The sequence below is a fragment of the Candidatus Paceibacterota bacterium genome, assembly GCA_035452965.1.
Taxonomy (GTDB): Bacteria; Verrucomicrobiota; Verrucomicrobiia; order Limisphaerales; family UBA8199; genus UBA8199.
This window is the reverse complement of the sequence record DAOTCE010000032.1, coordinates 19,561-36,758: the sequence shown is the minus strand read 5'-3', so window position 1 is coordinate 36,758 and position 17,198 is coordinate 19,561. Positions and strand designations below refer to the sequence as shown.

Below are 17,198 nucleotides of genomic sequence, written 5' to 3'. Positions count from 1 at the left end.
TGTGGGCTCAGCGATTGCTGAAGAAGGTCTGCAACAGCGTGCCATGCTCGGTGCGGACCACCGTCCCGGGAGCGACTTGGTGCCTTCCAAACCAACCCTGGCTGGTTTCCAACACAAACTGGACCCGCTGCGAAGTGGCCACGACAGAGTTCGTGTTATGAGGCTGCAGGTCGTTTATTTCCAGGATGACACCCTCCGGATCAATGTAAGCCGCCGACAGCGGCAACGGGCAGTTCTTCATCCAGAATGACGCGCGGTGAGGCGCGGGGAAGACAAACAGCATCCCGGCGTTCTCTGGCAGATTCGTGCGAAACATCATGCCGGTTAGCTGTTGTTGGGGAGTCAACGCCAATTCGGCCACCATCTCCTCGGCGCCGAGCCACAGTTTCATCGTTTTCAATTTCGGTTGCGCAGCAGTCGGCAGGCTCGGGCCTGCAGGAAGAGCGGCTTGTTTGCAGCCGGCCCACACCGCGACCGCGAGCCCGAGCGCCAGCATGTGCCATTGATTCATGACTCCAGCCTGAGCGAAAGCCGCTCCCGCTTCAACTCCGATTCGTCGGTGCATTCGAAAGACTTGCTCTTGGTCCGCGCCTGCTCCAACCTGCCGGCATGAATGATACGCTTTCTTCCTCCCCCGCTCAGGCGCTCTCGCGGTACGGCACGCCGCAGAGGTGGTCTCGACGCCAGTTCCTGCGTGCGGCAGCCACGGCCGGCGTCGCCGGGCCGTTCTTGATGTCGTGCCGCAGCACGCCGGCCGGAGGGAAGTTCATTGCGCCCAACGCGAAGCTGAACCACGCCTGCATTGGCGTGGGCGGCATGGGATGGGTTGACCTGCAAAACTTCCTGCAGCATCAACGCACGCAGATCGTCGCGCTGTGCGACGTGGATGCCGGGAGCCTTGACAAGGCCGCCAAAGCCGTGCCCGGTGCGCGCGTGTACGCGGATTGGCGGGAGCTGCTGGAGAAGGAAGGCGACCGGATTGACTCAGTGAATGTGGCCGTGCCCGATCACACGCATTTTCCCGCCGCCTACAGCGCCATTCAAATGCGGAAACATGTCTACTGCCAAAAGCCGCTGTGTCACGATGTCGCGGAAGTGCGCGCGTTGACTCTAGCCGCTATTAAGAAGGGCGTTATTACCCAGCTGGGGACGCAGGTGGCCTCAGGTTTGCATGACCGCACCGGTGTCCAATGGCTGAAGGAAGGCCGAATCGGCAAGATCACGCACGCTTACCTGTGTTCGAACCGCCCCGGAGCAATTGAAGCCTACCGCTTGTTAGGCCCGCGCCCGGCAGTTAGCCAACCCCCGCCCCAGTCCCTGAACTGGGATCTTTGGATCGGCAGCGCCCCAACGCGTCCTTACGCGCCGGACATCTACCATCCGGCCAAGTGGCGCGCGTGGCAGGATTTCGGCACTGGCTGGTCAGGAGACATCGGCTGCCACATTTTCGATCCTGTTTGGAAAGGACTCGGGCTGACGCCACCGCTGACAGTTTGGGCGGAAGTGCAGCAGTCGTGGAAAGACTCCCCTGCACGCCGCGCGGATACCTGGCCTCAAGGGAACCACATCGTCTGGACTTTCCCCGGGAATGAGAAGACCGAAGGCCGCGAGTTGGTGATGGAATGGTTCGACGGGGAGTTCTATCCGCCCGAGCGCATCCGCAAGCTCTATTCGGAGGACTTGAAGGACTACCCGCCGGAATCGTCCATGTTGGTTGGGACGGAAGGCGCGCTGTTCATCCCGCACGGTTCCCCGCCGCAATTGCTGCCGGAAGACAAGTTCAGCAAGATCGAGCGACCCAAGGTGCCACCGCGCAATCACTACCATCATTTTGTGGATGCCTGTCTCGGTGGCGAAAAGACCGAGTCGCATTTCGCGCAGACGGGCCCGATGACCGAGGCAATCCTGTTGGGGACGGTGGCGATTCGGGTGCCTGGGGAGAAGCTGGAGTGGGACAGCGCCCGCCTGAAAGTCACTAATCAACCCGAGGCCAATCGTTACCTGCAACGTCGTTACCGCAAGGGCTGGAACGTGGCGCGATTCTGATCAGAACTTAAGGAACCACTTGCGGCGATACATTACGGCCGCAACCAGGTAGAGCGCGATGACGTACATCAGCGCCCACATCAGCGAGGCATTCTTCGGGCTGGCGAGGAAGCCGAGGAGGGGCGCGGTTTCCGGGCTGGCGAACGGGGCGAAAAGCTTGTCGTAGAGCCACGTTTTTAGCGCAACTTGATGGCCGGCGGCGTTGGTCAGCTTGACGGCAAGGGAGATGCGGCCCAGCAAACCCGCCAGCATGAAGACGGCGATTGCATTCATGCCGTAAATGGCGAAGGGTTTTGCCCATTTGCGCCACCCTTGCACGTCCACCAGCCAGTAAGCAACGGCGAAGCAGTTCATTGCCATGCCCGTCATGAACACTGCGTAGGAGCTGGTCCAGATATTCTTGTTGATGGGGAGCCAGGCGTCCATTACCGCTCCAAGCAGCAGCAACAGGTTGCCCGCGACGCAGAGCCACGCGGTGCGGGTCTCGGGCGTTTGGTTGGAGCGGAGCACGTGGCCGGTCATGATGCCAAGGAGGCACGTGGCCACGGCGGGCACGGTGCTGAAGATGCCTTCCGGGTCCCAGGTCTTGCCACCACTCCAGACGTGCGTGCCAATGACCTTCCCGTTGAGCACAAGGTTATCAATGTACTCGCAGAAATTGCCTTGCCGCTCCAGGCCACCCGTGCCGCAGCCAAGCAGCGGCCCGACAATCATCAGCACCCAGTAACCGGCGAGCAGCGCGGCGATCCAGGTGACTTGTCCGCGGATGCCGGCGCCGAGATAGATCAGCATGGCCACGAAGTAGCAGATGCCGATGCGCTGCAGGACGCCTGGGATGCGGACTGTGGTGGCGTAGTTGTGCAGCCAGGCGGTGAAGCCGTCACGGAATAGCGAGCCGTCAATCAGGTAGCCAAACGAGTTGAGGAAGAAGCCCAGTGCAAAGATGATCGCGGCCCGGCGCAGAGCGTGGACGAGGAGCTCGCGGCGGCGTTGGCCTTGCTCGAGCCGGCGCGCGGTGGACAGCGGGATGGCGACGCCGACGATCCAGAGGAAGAAGGGGAAGATGACATCGGTGAAGGTCCAGCCGTGCCACTCGGCGTGGAGCAGCGGCTTGTACGCGGCGCTCCAATTGCCGGGATTGTTCACCAGGATCATTGCGGCGATGGTCGCCCCGCGGAAGACGTCGAGCGACATCAGCCGGGCAGAGCTTCGAGAATTAGGCTGCGCTGGGGCGGCGGTGTTCATTTGCGATGCGGCGCTCACGCTAGGGATATTCCAGGCGCAAAGGAAGCAGGAAAGCGCGGAGGCGTGCCTGGGGCAGCCGTCTGGTGGGTCAAGGGCGATTAAGGGGCGGCCGTGGCGCTGAGCTTGTGTCAGGAAGCCCCCGCGACGACGCGCTTGATTTCACTACCAACAGCGTCAGCGTAAAGGAGGATTCGGTGGAAAGCTGCGCATAGATGGGTCAGCGGAAGACAGGCGCCCGCTATTATTCTATCTTGTACCAAAGGGTGCGAAGTTCCGGGCTGATGGTGAACTGCGCAGTGTTCCCTTGGATACGGACAGGAACTTCGGTTTGAGAGTGGCCACGGCCGTCAAGTGCGTGGACGCTGCGAACCCGGAAAGGCAGTGTCACTTCCGCCGGGATGCCGTTGACAAGTGTCGGCCCGGTGCCCCATCTGTTCCCCACTGACGTGCGGTCCTCATTCCAGACCATGCCCTGATTCTCGGCGGAGCCGACCGCCGCAAGAAGTATGTGGCCGGCGGTCTCCAGCGGCTTCCCGTCGAGACTGGTGACGACAAGCGCGGCGTAGTTGTGGTCGGTTGGGCCAAAAGCAATTTGGATTCCGCCCAGGTCAAACTTCTGCCCGGCGACCAGGCCCCACACGGCGCGGGAACTGGGCGTGTTGATTAGCACGTGCGCCCGGTTTCGGTCGCCGGCATCCCATACAATCCGGCCGTCCGGACTCGCCAGACGCCTTTTGGCAGGCGCGGAAAGTCTAGCGGGGCGAACTGCTTTGGGATCAACTCCAATTCGATGGCTCAGGCCGAGCGTGGCGGGCAATTGCTCAAGCAGTGTGCCAGCGGCAACGTCTGCCAGGGGCTTGAGATCGCCGCGCCGATAAAGATTCGCGCAGGCGCTGAGCAGTACGAGTTTCACAGGCTGGCCGTTGAAGGAGAAGTAGCCGCGCATGCGGTCGGTGTTCCAAGCCTCCCGACTGCTGTGGTAGTCAAAGAAGAAGACACCGTCCCAGTCCTGCAAGGCCGCCACCATAGCCGCAAGGGGAACCGTGCTGGCGGCATAATCGTTAGGGTCGGAGATGTTCCACTCCGAGAGGGTAAAGGGGCGATCCAGGAGGCGCCACGGCGCGCGGTTCAGGAGGCTGTCGGCGTCCGGTGCCTGCTCCATGGGCGTGTTGCGGATCGTCCAGTTGTTCGCATCCCAGGGCCGTTCGGGGAAGTGCGGATGCTGCCAGTAAGCGTGGATGTCGGCGTAGTCGCACGTTTCGGCAACGATCTCCTCGCCGTGATAGGTGATCTGGGAGGCAGTGATCGGCACGCGCATCCCGAGGTCTTCCTTGAGAAATGCGGTGATCTCGCGAACAAAGCCCTTCTCCGTTTCAGCCATGAACCGGCTCGCATCCCGGCGGGCGGCTTTGCACCAACCCGCTCCCGGGATTTCTATGCTCCGCTTCTCGATGCTTTGCTCAGGCGGCACAACGACATGCTCGCCGCCCTGCTGCAGGCGCACGGCGGCCAGCGAGAAACTGGTGGCGTTCTTGCCGAACTTGAAGCAAATACGCACCTTGTCGGGCATCCTGTCCGCAGTGTGGAAGACGCGTGTGACCAACTCCCACTTCGGCCCGGCTTGGATCGTTTCCGCAAGGCCCACATCGTGCCACTCTTCGGGGCCTTGCAGGGAAACATCCACAAAGACGGGGCGGGCGACATCGGCCTTGACCCAGAACGAGAGCGTGTAAGTGCGGGACGGCGCGAGGCTCAGGTTCGGCAGTTGGAGTTCCTGCAAATACAGTTCTGGGGCAGCTTTTGGGATTTCGAGGCGCAGAGCCCGAAGCTCCGGCTGCGGGCCGGGTTGGCCGAGCAGAGTGTTCACCGGGAACTCCGCGCTTTGGTGCAGGCGCCAGCCGCCCAGGTTCTGCTGCCAGCTCGCAGGTTCGACAACATATGACCCCACGGGTTCGACCGTCGCGCCCCAGGCCTTCCTCAACTCATCGTTCGAAGCATAGCATCGAGCCAACCAGGTATTCCACTGGCGCTTGAACTCTGCGCGATACGGTTCCGGCAGCCGTGCGGCGATGTCGGGGCCGAGCTTGCTGAAGGAATTCTCGTTGCTGAGTTCGATCAGGGCAATGCCTGGGTCGGCAGCGCGCGTCAGGCCCCGGTATTTGTTCGTATGCAACAGGTATTCGCGGCAGAAGTCCTTGAACAACACCCGCATGCGGGGTTCGAAGTAGATAAGGTACTTGCTGTAGCGCACCGCATCCGGGAGTCCTTCAGTGACGAAACCCTCCGCCGTGGTGAAGGTGCGCCCCACGTGGAGATTGAGGTTGGCGTAGATTCCATGGCGGTGGAGTTGGTCCAGCAGGTAGTCCTGCCGGTCGAGCATCAGCGGATCCAACGTCCGCCTCCCGTTGACGATTGGGCCCCATATACCGCTTGGTGAGACGGTGGTGTCGTGGTGATGCATCCGAACCCCGTTGACTCCGAGCTTGGCGAGGTGCGCAGCGACGCGGTCGGCGTCTTCGTGGCTCGGGAAGTTCGCGCCGAAGCACAAGTTCACGCCCCAGATCCGCAAGCGGTTGGTCCCGGCAAAAAAGTGGCCTTCCTCGATGTGCACAAAGCCCTCGGCTCCGGCGGCCTTGGGCGAGAGCTTTGAGAAGTCAGTGACCGACTCGCTGGCATCGTCGCCGGGCACGACACAGGGGAATCGCTCAGCGCCAGGGGCACTCCGGAGCATAAGGCCAGATGCGAAAAGCGCCAGCAGCCAGCAAAGCCGAATCGCAGGCAGGCCCAGACTGGAAGCAATACTCATGCAGTCAAGCAGTTACCAGGCCGGAGCCCCAGTTTCCAGATTTAATTATTGCTTCGCATTGGAGCGAGAATAGTGTTCGTAATGTGGCTTGTGCCTCAATGGACGTATCGGCGAAGGCTGTTCAATCGCAATTTACAGCCTCTCTGCTTCTTAAGGCCTGAATTTGCGCAAGTTAATGTGTTTTCGGCGCTTGGATTAGGCATAGGGTACCTATCACATTCCCTATTACTAACTGCAATTACGCAACTTATGGATGTTGCAGGCCCCTAGGCACCGCAATCCGCTCATACTGTGCCCTATCCCTGGACCGGATAGCAGGCCCGGTGTGACAACGCTGTGACACCCGCTATACCCCGGTGTGGTTCCCATGGGGGCCGACCCCCATGGGAACCACACCGTAGTCCCGCCGGATTGGCACCGTCCAAACGCGGTGGCTGGCTTGGGCGTGGGGGGGCTCAGGCTTTGGGGGCGGGCGGAGCCAGTAATAGGGGTGGCAGTCGGTGGTCGTGACCGGTTTCGCCCGGTTTGCGGCACTTTTCTGGAGCCCACCCAATCGCTGGTCGTGATTTGGGACGAAAGACTGGCCTTCGTTTGGGTCTCCCCGACGCAGCGGATTCATAGGATTGGGTGGGTGTCTCCTTGCGTTGTGGGCATAGTTCGGCTTAGTTCTTGGCCGGCCGAATAGGCTCAGAACCCGTGCGCACAATTCTCTTTGGCCTTCTTATGTCGGCGACCCTGCAGGGGAGCGCCGCTGATTCTATCACCAACCAACTCCTCCCGGCCATTCCCAACGGATTTTATCTCCAGGAATACGACGATTGCGGAGTGGAGGGACGTCAACCCCACGTAGTGATGAAGGACTGCTACTTGTGGACCTTCAACACCAGCGACACCGACGCCGGTCTGAAGGAGAGGTCGGCGGTATTCAGTTACAAAGGGATCCAGGCGGTTTATGACCGGCTTGATCCGGATGCCTCCTACCTACTGGCGCTGACCTACGCCAGTGACCATGTGTACAACCGTGTCCAGAGCCTCGAAGCTAATGGCGTGATCCTGCACGGGCCGCATGCCTTGCCCAAGGCCGAGGCCACGCGCGTGGTCGTGAAGGTGCCGCGCCAGGTTACGCAGTCCGGCAAAATGACGCTGGCCTGGAAGATCCACGGCGAGGTCAACGCCACAGTGTCGATCATCGAACTGTGGGCCAACAAGCCGGCGATCAACGGACTGCGATTTGGGTCCATCACGGGCTTGCCCGGCGGCCTGCAAGGACAGGTGCTGGATGCTGTCTACGATCCGGTGGTTGGGGCGCAAGTGAGAATCCGGGACGACGGCAACGCGAATACCCCAACCGCCACGTCAGGTCCCGAGGGCATCTTCGGTTTTGCGCGGAAGGAGATCGAACGATTTGTCTTTGGTGGCGCGTTGCATTTCACCGCGTCGCATGATGGGCGGACGGGCAGCGGCAGTGTGAGCACGACCAACCTGTTCTTTAAGCCAGTGCACTACCGCCCCCTGCCTGCGAAGACGGGGGGGCTGGACAAGAACTGCGTCCTCCTCGATGGCTCATGGGCGCTCAATCCCGGGCCCACAACCAACGTCCGCACAGAGCCGATCGGCGGCCCCGGTTGGGCGCCCTTTAGAGTCCCCGGGCAGTGGCTGCAACAGGGGTTTGACGTGCCGCAAGACAAGCCGGTTGCAGTGGCGCGGGAATTCATCGTTCCGAAGGCCTGGGCTGGCAACCGCATCATCCTGAGGTTCGATGCCGTCCACGGCGGCACAGGCTACTGGCTCAACGGCCACGAACTTGGCTACAGCGAGAACCTGTTCACGCCGGTGGAGTGGGACATCACTGATGCCGCGCGGCCTGGCGAAACCAACCGAGTCGATTTGGAAATGAAGGTGGCCACAGCCTCGGAAGCTCTATCGGTTGCCTCCAGTTACGCGTTTCACAACCTTGGCGGCATTGACCGTTCGGTGCGAATGTTTGTGTTGCCGCCGACGCACGTGCAGGAATTGCGAGTGGACGCCGCGCTCGACGGGAACTATCGGGACGGTGAGTTGCGGCTGCGCCTGGTGCTGGAGAGGGGCAGGGAGCCGGAGGAAGGGTTGGCCGTCTTTCTCAAGCTACAGGATTCGGCTGGCAAGGCGGTTGAGCAGAGCCTCCTGGAGGCAAATGCCATGGGGATGGTGCACACGCGGAAGGGAGAAGTTGGGGTTGCGGTTCCGGATTTTGCCGGCACGCAGGTTGTTGAGGTGGTGACGCGCGTGGCGGCACCGTTGCAGTGGAGCGCGGAGAAGCCAACCCTTTACTGCCTGACGATCGAGCTGCGGCGGGGCGGGACCGTCCTGGAGCGCATCGAGCGGAACATCGGGTTCCGCAACATTGAAGTTCGGGGTCGGCAGTTCTATGTCAATGGCCGGCGCGTAAAGCTTGCCGGCGTCTGCCACCATGAATTTGACCCGCTTACCGGGCGCGCCGACACCATGCGTCACGCCGATACGGATGTGCGGCTGCTGAAGGAGGCAAACCTGAACTACATCCGCACCTCGCATTACCCACCCACAGCCGAGCTGCTCGACGCCGCCGACCGGCTTGGCATGTATGTTGAGGTCGAAGCTCCGTTCTGCTGGGTGGGCGGCGCACTGGACAGCCCGAGCAATCTCTCCGCCACGCTCACCCCCACCTCGGCCATGGTGGATTATCACCACAGCCACCCGAGCGTCATCGTCTGGTCGCTGGCCAACGAGTCGCACTTTAACCTCCAGTTCCTCGCCTCCACCCGCATGGTTAAGGAGCTGGACCCGACTCGCCCTACCACCTTCAATCACGACTTTGCCAACAGCCCATCCGCGCGTGTTACCGACATCGCCAACCTCCATTACCCAGCGATGCCCTACGACGACTTGCTCAAGGACGACCTGCGTCCGCTGTTCCTGGGCGAGTACTTCTTCCCCATCTGCCACGAACAAACGGATGTTCGCATCAACCCCGGCCTGCGCGAACTTTGGGGCCACGGCCACGCCGAGCCGGACTCCGCATTCAGCCGCGCTTGCGCACTGGACTTCGATAAGCCGCCCCTGAAGCCCGGTCTCAAGCCCGGCGGCTGGAGCTACATCACACATTCTGACCGAGTCATCGGCGGCGCCATTTGGGCCTCGCATGATGACGCATTTTACCTCTCGGCCACCAACCACGCGGGCTACGCCTGGCACCATGGATTCTGGGGACTGATAGATTACTGGCGGCGGCCCAAACCGGAATGGTGGCTCGCCCGGCACATCTTCAGCCCCGTTTGGCTGGAGACCCGCCACGTAGCGTTTACCCCCGGGCAAAAGACTGTCCGCGTGCCGGTGGAGAACCGCTACGCTTTCACCGACTTTAGCGAGCTCGAGTTCGGCTGGAGCCTCAACCGCCACAACGGCCGGTTGAACCCCCGACTGGCGCCGGGTGTCCGGGGCGAACTCAAGTTCCACGTGCCGGGGGGAACGGTTGAGGGGGACAGCCTCTTGCTGCGGGTGAAGGCAGCTTCGGGCAGGTTAATCCATGAATCGGCGGTTCAACTTGGACAGGCGAAACCGGTTCCGTTGCCGGGGCCCGCGTCAGGCGCGCCGTGCTGGAGTGACGATGGCAGCACTATTGTGATCCAGGGCAAGGGCTATAGCGCTGTCTTCGACCGGGCCAAAGGGGACTTTGACCCCGCGGATCCGCGTCACAATTGCGCGGCGCGTTCCTTTCCCACCCTCCATGTTACGCGTTACGACTTCGGCGACCTGAATGGTCCGAACTCGCCGCCTTACGCCGTGTTTCCCGACGCCAAGACCCGGCGCTTTGAAGGCATAGAGGCGCAGGAGGAGCCCGTCGGCCTGCGGTTGACAGTTGATTACCGCTATGCGGACTTTTCCGGAACCACATCCTGGCTTATGGACAAAGATGGCCGCGGCATCGTTGCCTGTGATTACACCTACTCCGGCCAGGCCATGGACACACGTGAGGCAGGCATCCGCATCCTGATGGACGCTGGCTGTGACGAAGTCAAATGGCACCGCTGGTCGGAATGGGGTGTCTTCCCTAGTGAAGATATCAGCCGCACGGAGGGTATCGCCCGCGCGCACCGCGATCGCAAGTGGGGCGAAGCTTGCTGGAACCTTCGCCCGGCCTGGCCATGGTCGCTGGATGAAACCGACCTTGGCACCGCCGACTTTCGATCCATCAAGTACAACATCCACCAAGCGGCGCTGGCAGCGCCGAACGGGTTGGGCCTCAGCGTGCACTCCGACCGCGACGCCCATTTCCGGGCCGCCCTGGCGCCGGGCGGCGTGGCGGCGCATTTGCTTTGGCGCTGCCCCTTGGGTCAGGTCTCACTCAAGCCCAACGATCGTTTGCAGGGAGAGTTTGTGGTGGGTCTGGGTCCGCATCGTTGACACCTCGATCACCTTTTCGTGACGGTTTTCTTGTGGCTGGTCAAACGGTGTTTTGGGCGGAACGCGAGCTGCGTTCACGCCACGCTCCCGCCGAACGCATGACGTCATTTCAAGGGCGGCTGAGATGAGGATGCACCCCTGGGTGCAAACCTTCGAGGTCTTGACGAGCGTCAAGGAAGCGTCAACGGTGATGGGCGACGATGTAACTGGCAATGACCGATCCAAGAGTCATAGGAACGCCCGGGCCAGGCCCTGCGATACGCGGGGAGACGGCTGCGCTGGGGAACTTCGCCGGCGGGCGGCTTGCCCGGGAATGGCGAACCATCACAGCGATGATCTACTGCTTTTGCCGGGACCATCATGTGCGCGGGGACGCCCTCTGCCCGGAGTGCCAGGGTTTGCTGGACTACGCAGCGGTTCGCTTGGGGCGCTGCCGGTTCGGGGAGGAGAAGCCTGTCTGTGTCAAGTTTCCGGTCCATTGCTACCAGCGTGCCCGGCGCGAGCAGGTTAAAAGAGTGATGCGTTATGCCGGGCCGCGCATGGTGTGGCAGCACCCGATTCTAAGCCTGAGGCATTGGTTCGACGGTTTTCACAAGTCGCCGGCGGTTGTCTGAAAGGAGCAAGCGGGCTGAAGCGGATCATTCTTTGCCCTGCCATTTGCTGGATGGGAACCGGGCCTGAAGATGTAACCAGTTGAATTTGGCCCATGGTCCATTAGTCTGGTTGGGAACCGATGCTAACAGTGAATCCCCGCAACTCCGATCCACCTCGGCTGAAGCATGCCTGCCTTTCCGCTCTGGCAGTAATCCTCGCCGGCAGCGCCATTGGTGCCACGGCAGCAGCAGCGCCCTCTCAACCGCGGGCGGCTGTTTTCTCAGATGCCTTGCCCGATTTCAACCGGACCCTTGCCCAGGAAGCAGGCGCCCAGGTGCGGTCGGGTGGTTACGCTACCGAGTTCGTGAACGTGGCCGTCCTGACCAACGAGTCCGCCCTGACAGTCAGGCATTACGACCTGCTGGTTTTGCCAGGCGCGCGCTCATTGCCGATCGCCGCGGTGCCCGCCATTACGAGCTATTTGCGGGAGGGGGGCGACCTGCTCGCGCTGGGGCTGCCTGCGTGGCAATCGCCCATGTTCCAAGTCAATGGCCGATGGCTATCCCGCCAGGACTACGAGGAAGCGCTCGGCGCCCAACGGGCCCATCACAGCGTGGAGAACTTTGACCATGCTGACCTGTCTCTTTGGAAGCGATCTGTGGGCGAACCGGTCGCGCAAGCCCGGTATGAGCTGGCGGAAGCAGGGCAGGGCAAGGCACTGCACGTAAGGATCGGGCGCCTTGGCGGCTGGGAGACTTTTGCTTCTCCGGCTCTGGAGCGGCCTTTTCCCAGCAACCATACGCTCACCTGTTTCAGAGCCAAAGGCGGCCCCCGCACACGGCAGCTCGCGCTCGAATGGAATGAAGAAGACGGCTCCCGCTGGATCGCAACGGTCGACATTACTCGGGAATGGAGGAATTACACCTTGCTGCCGGATCGCTTCAAAGCCTGGCCGGTTGGTGCGGTCGCCGAGCATCGCCAGTTCAACCCAGCCAAAGCCGTCAGTTGCTGGATTGGCCTCGCGCTATCGCACACCGCTCTCGAGGGTCTTGAGCACGAATACTGGTTCGACGATTTGGGGACCGCGCCGAATCCATTTGGCGATGCGCTGCCACCGGCAGGCCCCGCTGTCCCGTCGCTGGAGTCGGTCTCACCCAGCTACCAATGCTATCTGATTACGACCCCTATCGTTGTGCGTCCGGACCACTTGAAGGTGGCTTTAGAGGACTGGGAGAAGACTTCAGCGAAGCCGCAAACGTTGGAAGCGCTTTCGTGCCTTGGCCTCAACCCGCGCGCCCGGGGCGTCGGCTTCGAGCAGGGGCGGCCTTACCGTTGGGAGCCTGTGCTGGGCGCCTATGACGCGGCCACGCGCGACTACCGCGGCGCGCTGGGCGCCCTGGTCGTTCATGTCGAGCCGCCTCTGCGTGGCGGCGTTTGGGCCGCGTTCACGCCGTCCGATGCGTACTTCTACCGGCAGCCGGTTGTGAGTAATTGCGTGCGCCAGACCCTGATGCGCATGAAACGCGGGGTCTTTCTTGCCGAAGGCGGCACCGAGTTTTTCACGGTGTTTGCGGGGCAGCAGTTCAAAGCCGGGGCGCGCATCGTGAACTTTGGCCGGGACCCAGTCACCAACCTTCTCGCCGTGGCGCAGTTCCTCGATGCCAAAGGCGGCGCGCAACGCACCGCGATCGAGGTCGAAGTAGCTCTTCTTCCAGGCGAGATGAAGGCGGTCGAGCAGGACCAGCTGACCAGAGGCCGCGACGAGGCCGGCGTGGCGACCACCCTGATCCAGGCTGGCACTCCCATAGACGCTCTGCACCACGAGCTTGGTTCCTGGGAGCCCGCAACCAATCCGGAGTACATTGATACCCGCGACGGCGGTTTCTGGCTCCGCGGCAAGCCCTGGAAGGCGCACGGCGTGAACTACATGCCCTCCAGCGGCATTGGCCTGGCCAATGGCCGTTACTTCGAGCGGTGGCTGGGCCGGGGCGCTTACGATCCCGACGTCATCGAGCGCGACCTGCGCCGCGTGAAGGCCATGAACCTGAACTCGGTGAGCGTCTTCGTTTATCATGACTCCCTCAAGGCCCAGCACCTGCTCGACCTGCTGCGCCGCTGCGCGGCCCACGGCCTGCGCGTCAACCAATCCCTCCGCCCTGGCACGCCCATGGACTTTCGCTGGAAGGAAATGCGGGAGCTGATCGAGCATTACCGGCTGGCGCGGAACGACACGGTCTTTGCCTACGACCTCGCCTGGGAGCCGACCCATGGCGGCTACGCGGAACAGGCGCGCGCCTACGCCGGCTTGTGGGCCCAGTGGGTGGCAAAACGTTACGGCAGTGTGCTCGAGGCGGAGAAAGCCTGGGGCGTTCCCGCGCCGCGCGCGCAGACGAATTCGGCTTCCATCAGCGTGCCGCCGATGGCGCAGCTCACGAGCGATGGCGAGTGGCGCAAGCTCGTGGCCGACTACCGCCTCTTCCTGGATGACCTTCTCGGCGAAAGATACGGCGCCGCGCGCCGGCTGGTGCGGACCATTGATCCGCATCACGCCGTCAGTTTCCGCATGACCTGCGCGGGCGATCCCCTCTACAACTGGGATGCCGCGCTGGTTTACGACTTCTACGGCCTCGCCGACGCGGTGGACATTTGGCAGCCCGAGGCCTACGGCCGCATCGGCGATTGGGAGCGGGTTCGCGCGGGCGACTTCACCGCTGCTTACGCCCGCCTCTGCGATCCCGCCAAGCCGGTCCTCTGGGCGGAGATGGGCTACACCGTTTGGGACATCAACCGCATGGCCCCTGACCCTGAGAAGCTAGCCTACGCAGGGCGATACTATACCGACTTCTACCGCATGATGATCGAGTCCGGCGCCGACGGTGTTTTCTTCTGGTGGTATCCCGGCGGCTTCCGCCTCGGCGAGAATAGCGACTTCGGCATCATCAATCCCGACGGCACTGATCGCCCAGTGACGAAGGTGATTCGCAGCGAAGGCCGGCGCTTCCTCAAAGCCCCCAAACCCGCCGAGCCCGATTACTGGATCGCCGTAAACCGCGACCGGGATTCCCGCGGTCTCTACGGCATCTATCAAGCTGCCCAAGGTGCGTTCTGGAAGACGATGGCCGAAGGCCGCCGCCCCGCGCTCAAATGGGAATCCCGCCCCGGCACGACCAAGTAAGTTAACCTGTGAGCCAGAGAATCGTATTGATCACAGGAGCTACACGGGGCCTGGGCCGGGCGATGGTGGATGAATTTGTCCGGCACGGGCACACCGTTCTGGGCTGCGGCGGGTCCCAGAAGGGAGTTGAGCAACTCCGCCGGCAGTTTGGCGCGCCCCATGATTTCGCGCAGGTGGATGTCGCGTCCGAGGGGCAGGTGATGGCGTGGGCTGGCCGGTTGATGAGCTCCTTCGGGCCGCCCGACTTGGTGCTGAACAATGCCGGCGTGATTAACAAGAACGCCCGCCTCTGGGAGGTGCCTGAAGCGGAATTCTCGCGGGTGATAGACGTAAACATAAAAGGCGTTGCAAATGTTATCCGTCACTTTGTGCCGGAAATGGTCAGGCGCAGGCGAGGTGTAATCGTGAACTTCAGTTCCGGCTGGGGCCGGTCCACGGACGCGGAGGTTGCGCCTTATTGCGCGACCAAGTGGGCTGTCGAAGGGTTGACCCAGGCCTTCGCGCAGGAGCTGCCATCCGGCATGGCCGCGGTGGCTCTGAACCCCGGGATCATCAACACCGAGATGCTGCAGAGCAGCTTCGGCGGCGCCGCTTCAGGCTATCCCTCGCCGGCCGAGTGGGCCGGACGCGCCGTGCCGTTCCTGCTCCGCCTGGGGCCAGCCGACAATCGCAAACAAATGACGGCCCCCGGCGGTTGAAGTGTGTGAGGTTGAAGCGTGTTGACGCGCCTGCGGGCAACCCGTAGCCTTCCTGAATGTCGAATGCGAAGAAGAAAAGGCCGCGGCGCAAGGCGTTGCTGCTTGGCGTTGGCCTCGATTCCGATGGCCACAAGCGGCTCACCACCGGCCCGAACTTTCTTCTGGCCGGCGGCACGCAAGCGACCCACGAGGAGATGACGGAGAAGGCCATCAAGATCAACGAAAAGCTTGCCGCCAAAGGCAAGCAGTTGGACGACGTCACCCACGAGGAGCTCGACGAAATCGCCCACTCCGTGGGCCTGCATCGCCCCAAATCCGACTGATTCGGCCGCTCGAACCCGGCAGCGGAGAATCTCTGCCGTCGTAGAGGCAGTTGCCTGATCAAGTAACCCGCCGGCTTCGTTCCTTGACGGAGCAAATCTCAACGCGTACGGTGGCGTGGCGAAAGCGATATGGATTTGACCTATGCCTGTTGAATACGGCCCCTACTTGTTTATCCTCGTCCTCCTGGCCGCTGGGCTGCTCTTTGCCCTGGCACCGCTTGGCCTGGCGTGGCTTTGGGCGAGGAAGTTCTCCCCGCGCAAACCCGGCCCCGGCAAGAACGCTGTTTACGAGTGCGGCCTTGAATCCAAAGGCGACGCCTGGGTGCGGTTCAAATCGGAGTATTACCTTTACGCCATCCTGTTTCTCATCTTCGACGTCGAAACCATATTCCTGTTGCCATTTGCCGTCGCTTTCGGCGGCCTGCCTGCTGGCGCGTTCGTCGCGATGATGGTCTTTCTGTTGCTGGTGGTCGAAGGTTTGGCATGGGCCTGGCAGAAAGGCGTGCTGACGTGGAAGTGAAACCGCCAATTGGAACATTGAAGGGGTGGAGTGCTACGGTGATGCGGATGAACCACGCCCGTTGCTCCAATACTTCACGGCTCCAACACTCGCTTTCCCCATGGACGAAGGCCTGCGCAGCGAGCTGAGCAAACAGGGGATCTTCACCACGACCCTGGAAGATCTTTACAACTGGGGACGCAAAAACTCCATCTGGCCGCTGGGTTTTGGCCTCGCCTGCTGCGCGATTGAAATGATCGCCGCCTCCATGGCCCGGTGGGACCTGGCCCGTTTCGGCGCCGAGGTGTTCCGGCCCTCCCCACGCCAGGCCGATTTAATGATTGTGGCCGGCACGGTGACCAAGAAGATGGCACCGCAAATCGTCCGCCTGTACAACCAGATGCCGGAGCCGAAATACGTCATAGCCATGGGTGCTTGCGCCATTTCCGGCGGGCCGTTCAAGCAAGGCTACAATGTGCTTAAAGGCATTGACCGATACCTTCCTGTGGATGTGCACATTCCCGGCTGCCCGCCGCGGCCCGAGGCGTTACTGCATGCGTTCATGACCTTGCAGCGCAAGATTGACGCGCAAACATTGACCGGAGACCAGCGTCCCCGCCACCTCGTCGCCGAAGCCCCGAGCGAGTTCCCCGTGCCGGCGTACGGCGAGCATGACCTGGAGCCGTCCGCCAACCCGGAAATCTGGCAGCCGCCCGCGCTTGCGAGGGTAGATTAGATCCATGGGAACCTTGGACGAGATCAAAGCCCGTCTCGAAGCCGCCGTGCCCGGCGCGTCCATAGAGATTGTGCCTAACGCCAATCCGGATAGCCGGCCGTCGCTGCTGGTGGACAATCCCCACGCGCTGGCGGTCGCACGGTTTCTGCGCGATGACCCGTCGTTGCGATTCGAATACGCCTCCAATGTCACCGGCGTGGATTGGCTCGATACCGTCAGCCAGGAAAAGCGGAATGTGAAACAGGTGATCGACGGGGTGGAGCGGGAGATCGAGCAGACGACCGAGCTGAAGAAGCCAGGCTACCTGGAAGTGGTCTATCATCTTTATTCGATGGAGCTCAAGCATGGGCCGGTCGTCCTGCGGCTGCGCACGGGGAACCGCACCGACAATGCGCGCGTGCCATCATTGACACCCGTCTGGCGCGGGGCCGAGTTCCAGGAGCGGGAAGTCTATGACCTCTACGGAATCATCTTCGATGGCCATCCCGATTTGCGGCGCATCCTGATGTGGGATGAGTTCAAGGACTTCCCAATGCGCAAAGACTACGTCGAGCCGGATGATTACGAATACGAGCCCACTCCGCACGATGATGTGCTGGAGAAAGCGCGGCGGCACTATCCGGTGGAGGGCAAGTCGTGACCCAGGCTTATGTG

At 62.0% G+C, this 17,198-nt stretch carries 12 protein-coding genes; 9 read left to right on the top strand and 3 right to left on the bottom strand.

The annotated features are described in order from the left end of the window. Window positions 1-7 precede the first annotated feature (7 nt). Window positions 8-391, bottom strand: coding sequence for a DUF192 domain-containing protein (locus P5205_18320; protein ID HSA12318.1), 384 nt, complete (start codon window positions 389-391; stop codon window positions 8-10). Window positions 392-609: 218 nt separating this feature from the next. Here P5205_18320 and P5205_18315 point away from each other — a divergent pair, with 218 nt between their 5' ends. Beyond that, a complete protein-coding gene (locus P5205_18315) occupies window positions 610-2,046 on the top strand; it encodes a Gfo/Idh/MocA family oxidoreductase (GenBank protein ID HSA12317.1) in 1,437 nt (478 codons plus the stop codon). Here the strand turns inward: P5205_18315 and P5205_18310 are convergent, their stop codons facing one another. Then, window positions 2,047-3,309 (bottom strand): DUF5009 domain-containing protein, encoded by a 1,263-nt coding sequence (locus P5205_18310; protein HSA12316.1) that lies wholly within the window; start codon window positions 3,307-3,309, stop codon window positions 2,047-2,049. It abuts the gene before it with no gap. Window positions 3,310-3,532: 223 nt separating this feature from the next. Then, window positions 3,533-6,097: a carbohydrate binding domain-containing protein gene (locus P5205_18305; GenBank protein HSA12315.1), complete on the bottom strand. Its 2,565-nt coding sequence runs from the start codon at window positions 6,095-6,097 to the stop codon at window positions 3,533-3,535. Between the two features lie 723 nt (window positions 6,098-6,820). Here P5205_18305 and P5205_18300 point away from each other — a divergent pair. The 8 genes from P5205_18300 (at window position 6,821) to P5205_18265 (ending at window position 17,184) form a co-directional block, all read left to right on the top strand. Further along, window positions 6,821-10,519, top strand: a complete 3,699-nt coding sequence (locus P5205_18300) for a glycoside hydrolase family 2 TIM barrel-domain containing protein (GenBank protein ID HSA12314.1) — start codon at window positions 6,821-6,823, stop codon at window positions 10,517-10,519. Window positions 10,520-10,731: 212 nt separating this feature from the next. Next, the gene (locus P5205_18295) at window positions 10,732-11,133 is read left to right on the top strand and encodes a nitrous oxide-stimulated promoter family protein (protein HSA12313.1); all 402 of its coding nucleotides are present in this window, start codon (window positions 10,732-10,734) and stop codon (window positions 11,131-11,133) included. A gap of 119 nt (window positions 11,134-11,252) precedes the next feature. After that, window positions 11,253-14,288, top strand: coding sequence for a hypothetical protein (locus P5205_18290; protein ID HSA12312.1), 3,036 nt, complete (start codon window positions 11,253-11,255; stop codon window positions 14,286-14,288). Between the two features lie 8 nt (window positions 14,289-14,296). Continuing rightward, on the top strand, window positions 14,297-14,986 hold the full coding sequence (locus P5205_18285) for an SDR family oxidoreductase (GenBank protein ID HSA12311.1): 690 nt from the start codon (window positions 14,297-14,299) through the stop codon (window positions 14,984-14,986). Between the two features lie 56 nt (window positions 14,987-15,042). Further along, window positions 15,043-15,309 (top strand): hypothetical protein, encoded by a 267-nt coding sequence (locus tag P5205_18280; protein ID HSA12310.1) that lies wholly within the window; start codon window positions 15,043-15,045, stop codon window positions 15,307-15,309. A 142-nt stretch (window positions 15,310-15,451) separates the two neighbouring features. Further along, window positions 15,452-15,829 carry an NADH-quinone oxidoreductase subunit A gene (locus P5205_18275; GenBank protein HSA12309.1) on the top strand — a complete coding sequence of 126 codons (378 nt, stop codon included), beginning with the start codon at window positions 15,452-15,454 and terminating at the stop codon, window positions 15,827-15,829. A gap of 100 nt (window positions 15,830-15,929) precedes the next feature. Then, the gene (locus P5205_18270) at window positions 15,930-16,544 is read left to right on the top strand and encodes an NADH-quinone oxidoreductase subunit B (GenBank protein ID HSA12308.1); all 615 of its coding nucleotides are present in this window, start codon (window positions 15,930-15,932) and stop codon (window positions 16,542-16,544) included. Window positions 16,545-16,548: 4 nt separating this feature from the next. Then, on the top strand, window positions 16,549-17,184 hold the full coding sequence (locus tag P5205_18265; GenBank protein ID HSA12307.1) for an NADH-quinone oxidoreductase subunit C: 636 nt from the start codon (window positions 16,549-16,551) through the stop codon (window positions 17,182-17,184). Window positions 17,185-17,198 lie beyond the last annotated feature (14 nt).

Bases quoted from the DNA above. Each gene is read 5' to 3' on its own strand.
- P5205_18320 (HSA12318.1), bottom strand. From the start codon at position 391: ATGAAACTGTGGCTCGGCGCCGAGGAGATGGTGGCCGAATTGGCGTTG.
- P5205_18315 (HSA12317.1), top strand. From the start codon at position 610: ATGAATGATACGCTTTCTTCCTCCCCCGCTCAGGCGCTCTCGCGGTAC.
- P5205_18305 (HSA12315.1), bottom strand. From the start codon at position 6,097: ATGAGTATTGCTTCCAGTCTGGGCCTGCCTGCGATTCGGCTTTGCTGG.
- P5205_18300 (HSA12314.1), top strand. From the start codon at position 6,821: ATGTCGGCGACCCTGCAGGGGAGCGCCGCTGATTCTATCACCAACCAA.
- P5205_18295 (HSA12313.1), top strand. From the start codon at position 10,732: ATGACCGATCCAAGAGTCATAGGAACGCCCGGGCCAGGCCCTGCGATA.
- P5205_18290 (HSA12312.1), top strand. From the start codon at position 11,253: ATGCTAACAGTGAATCCCCGCAACTCCGATCCACCTCGGCTGAAGCAT.
- P5205_18280 (HSA12310.1), top strand. From the start codon at position 15,043: ATGTCGAATGCGAAGAAGAAAAGGCCGCGGCGCAAGGCGTTGCTGCTT.
- P5205_18275 (HSA12309.1), top strand. From the start codon at position 15,452: ATGCCTGTTGAATACGGCCCCTACTTGTTTATCCTCGTCCTCCTGGCC.
- P5205_18270 (HSA12308.1), top strand. From the start codon at position 15,930: ATGGACGAAGGCCTGCGCAGCGAGCTGAGCAAACAGGGGATCTTCACC.
- P5205_18265 (HSA12307.1), top strand. From the start codon at position 16,549: ATGGGAACCTTGGACGAGATCAAAGCCCGTCTCGAAGCCGCCGTGCCC.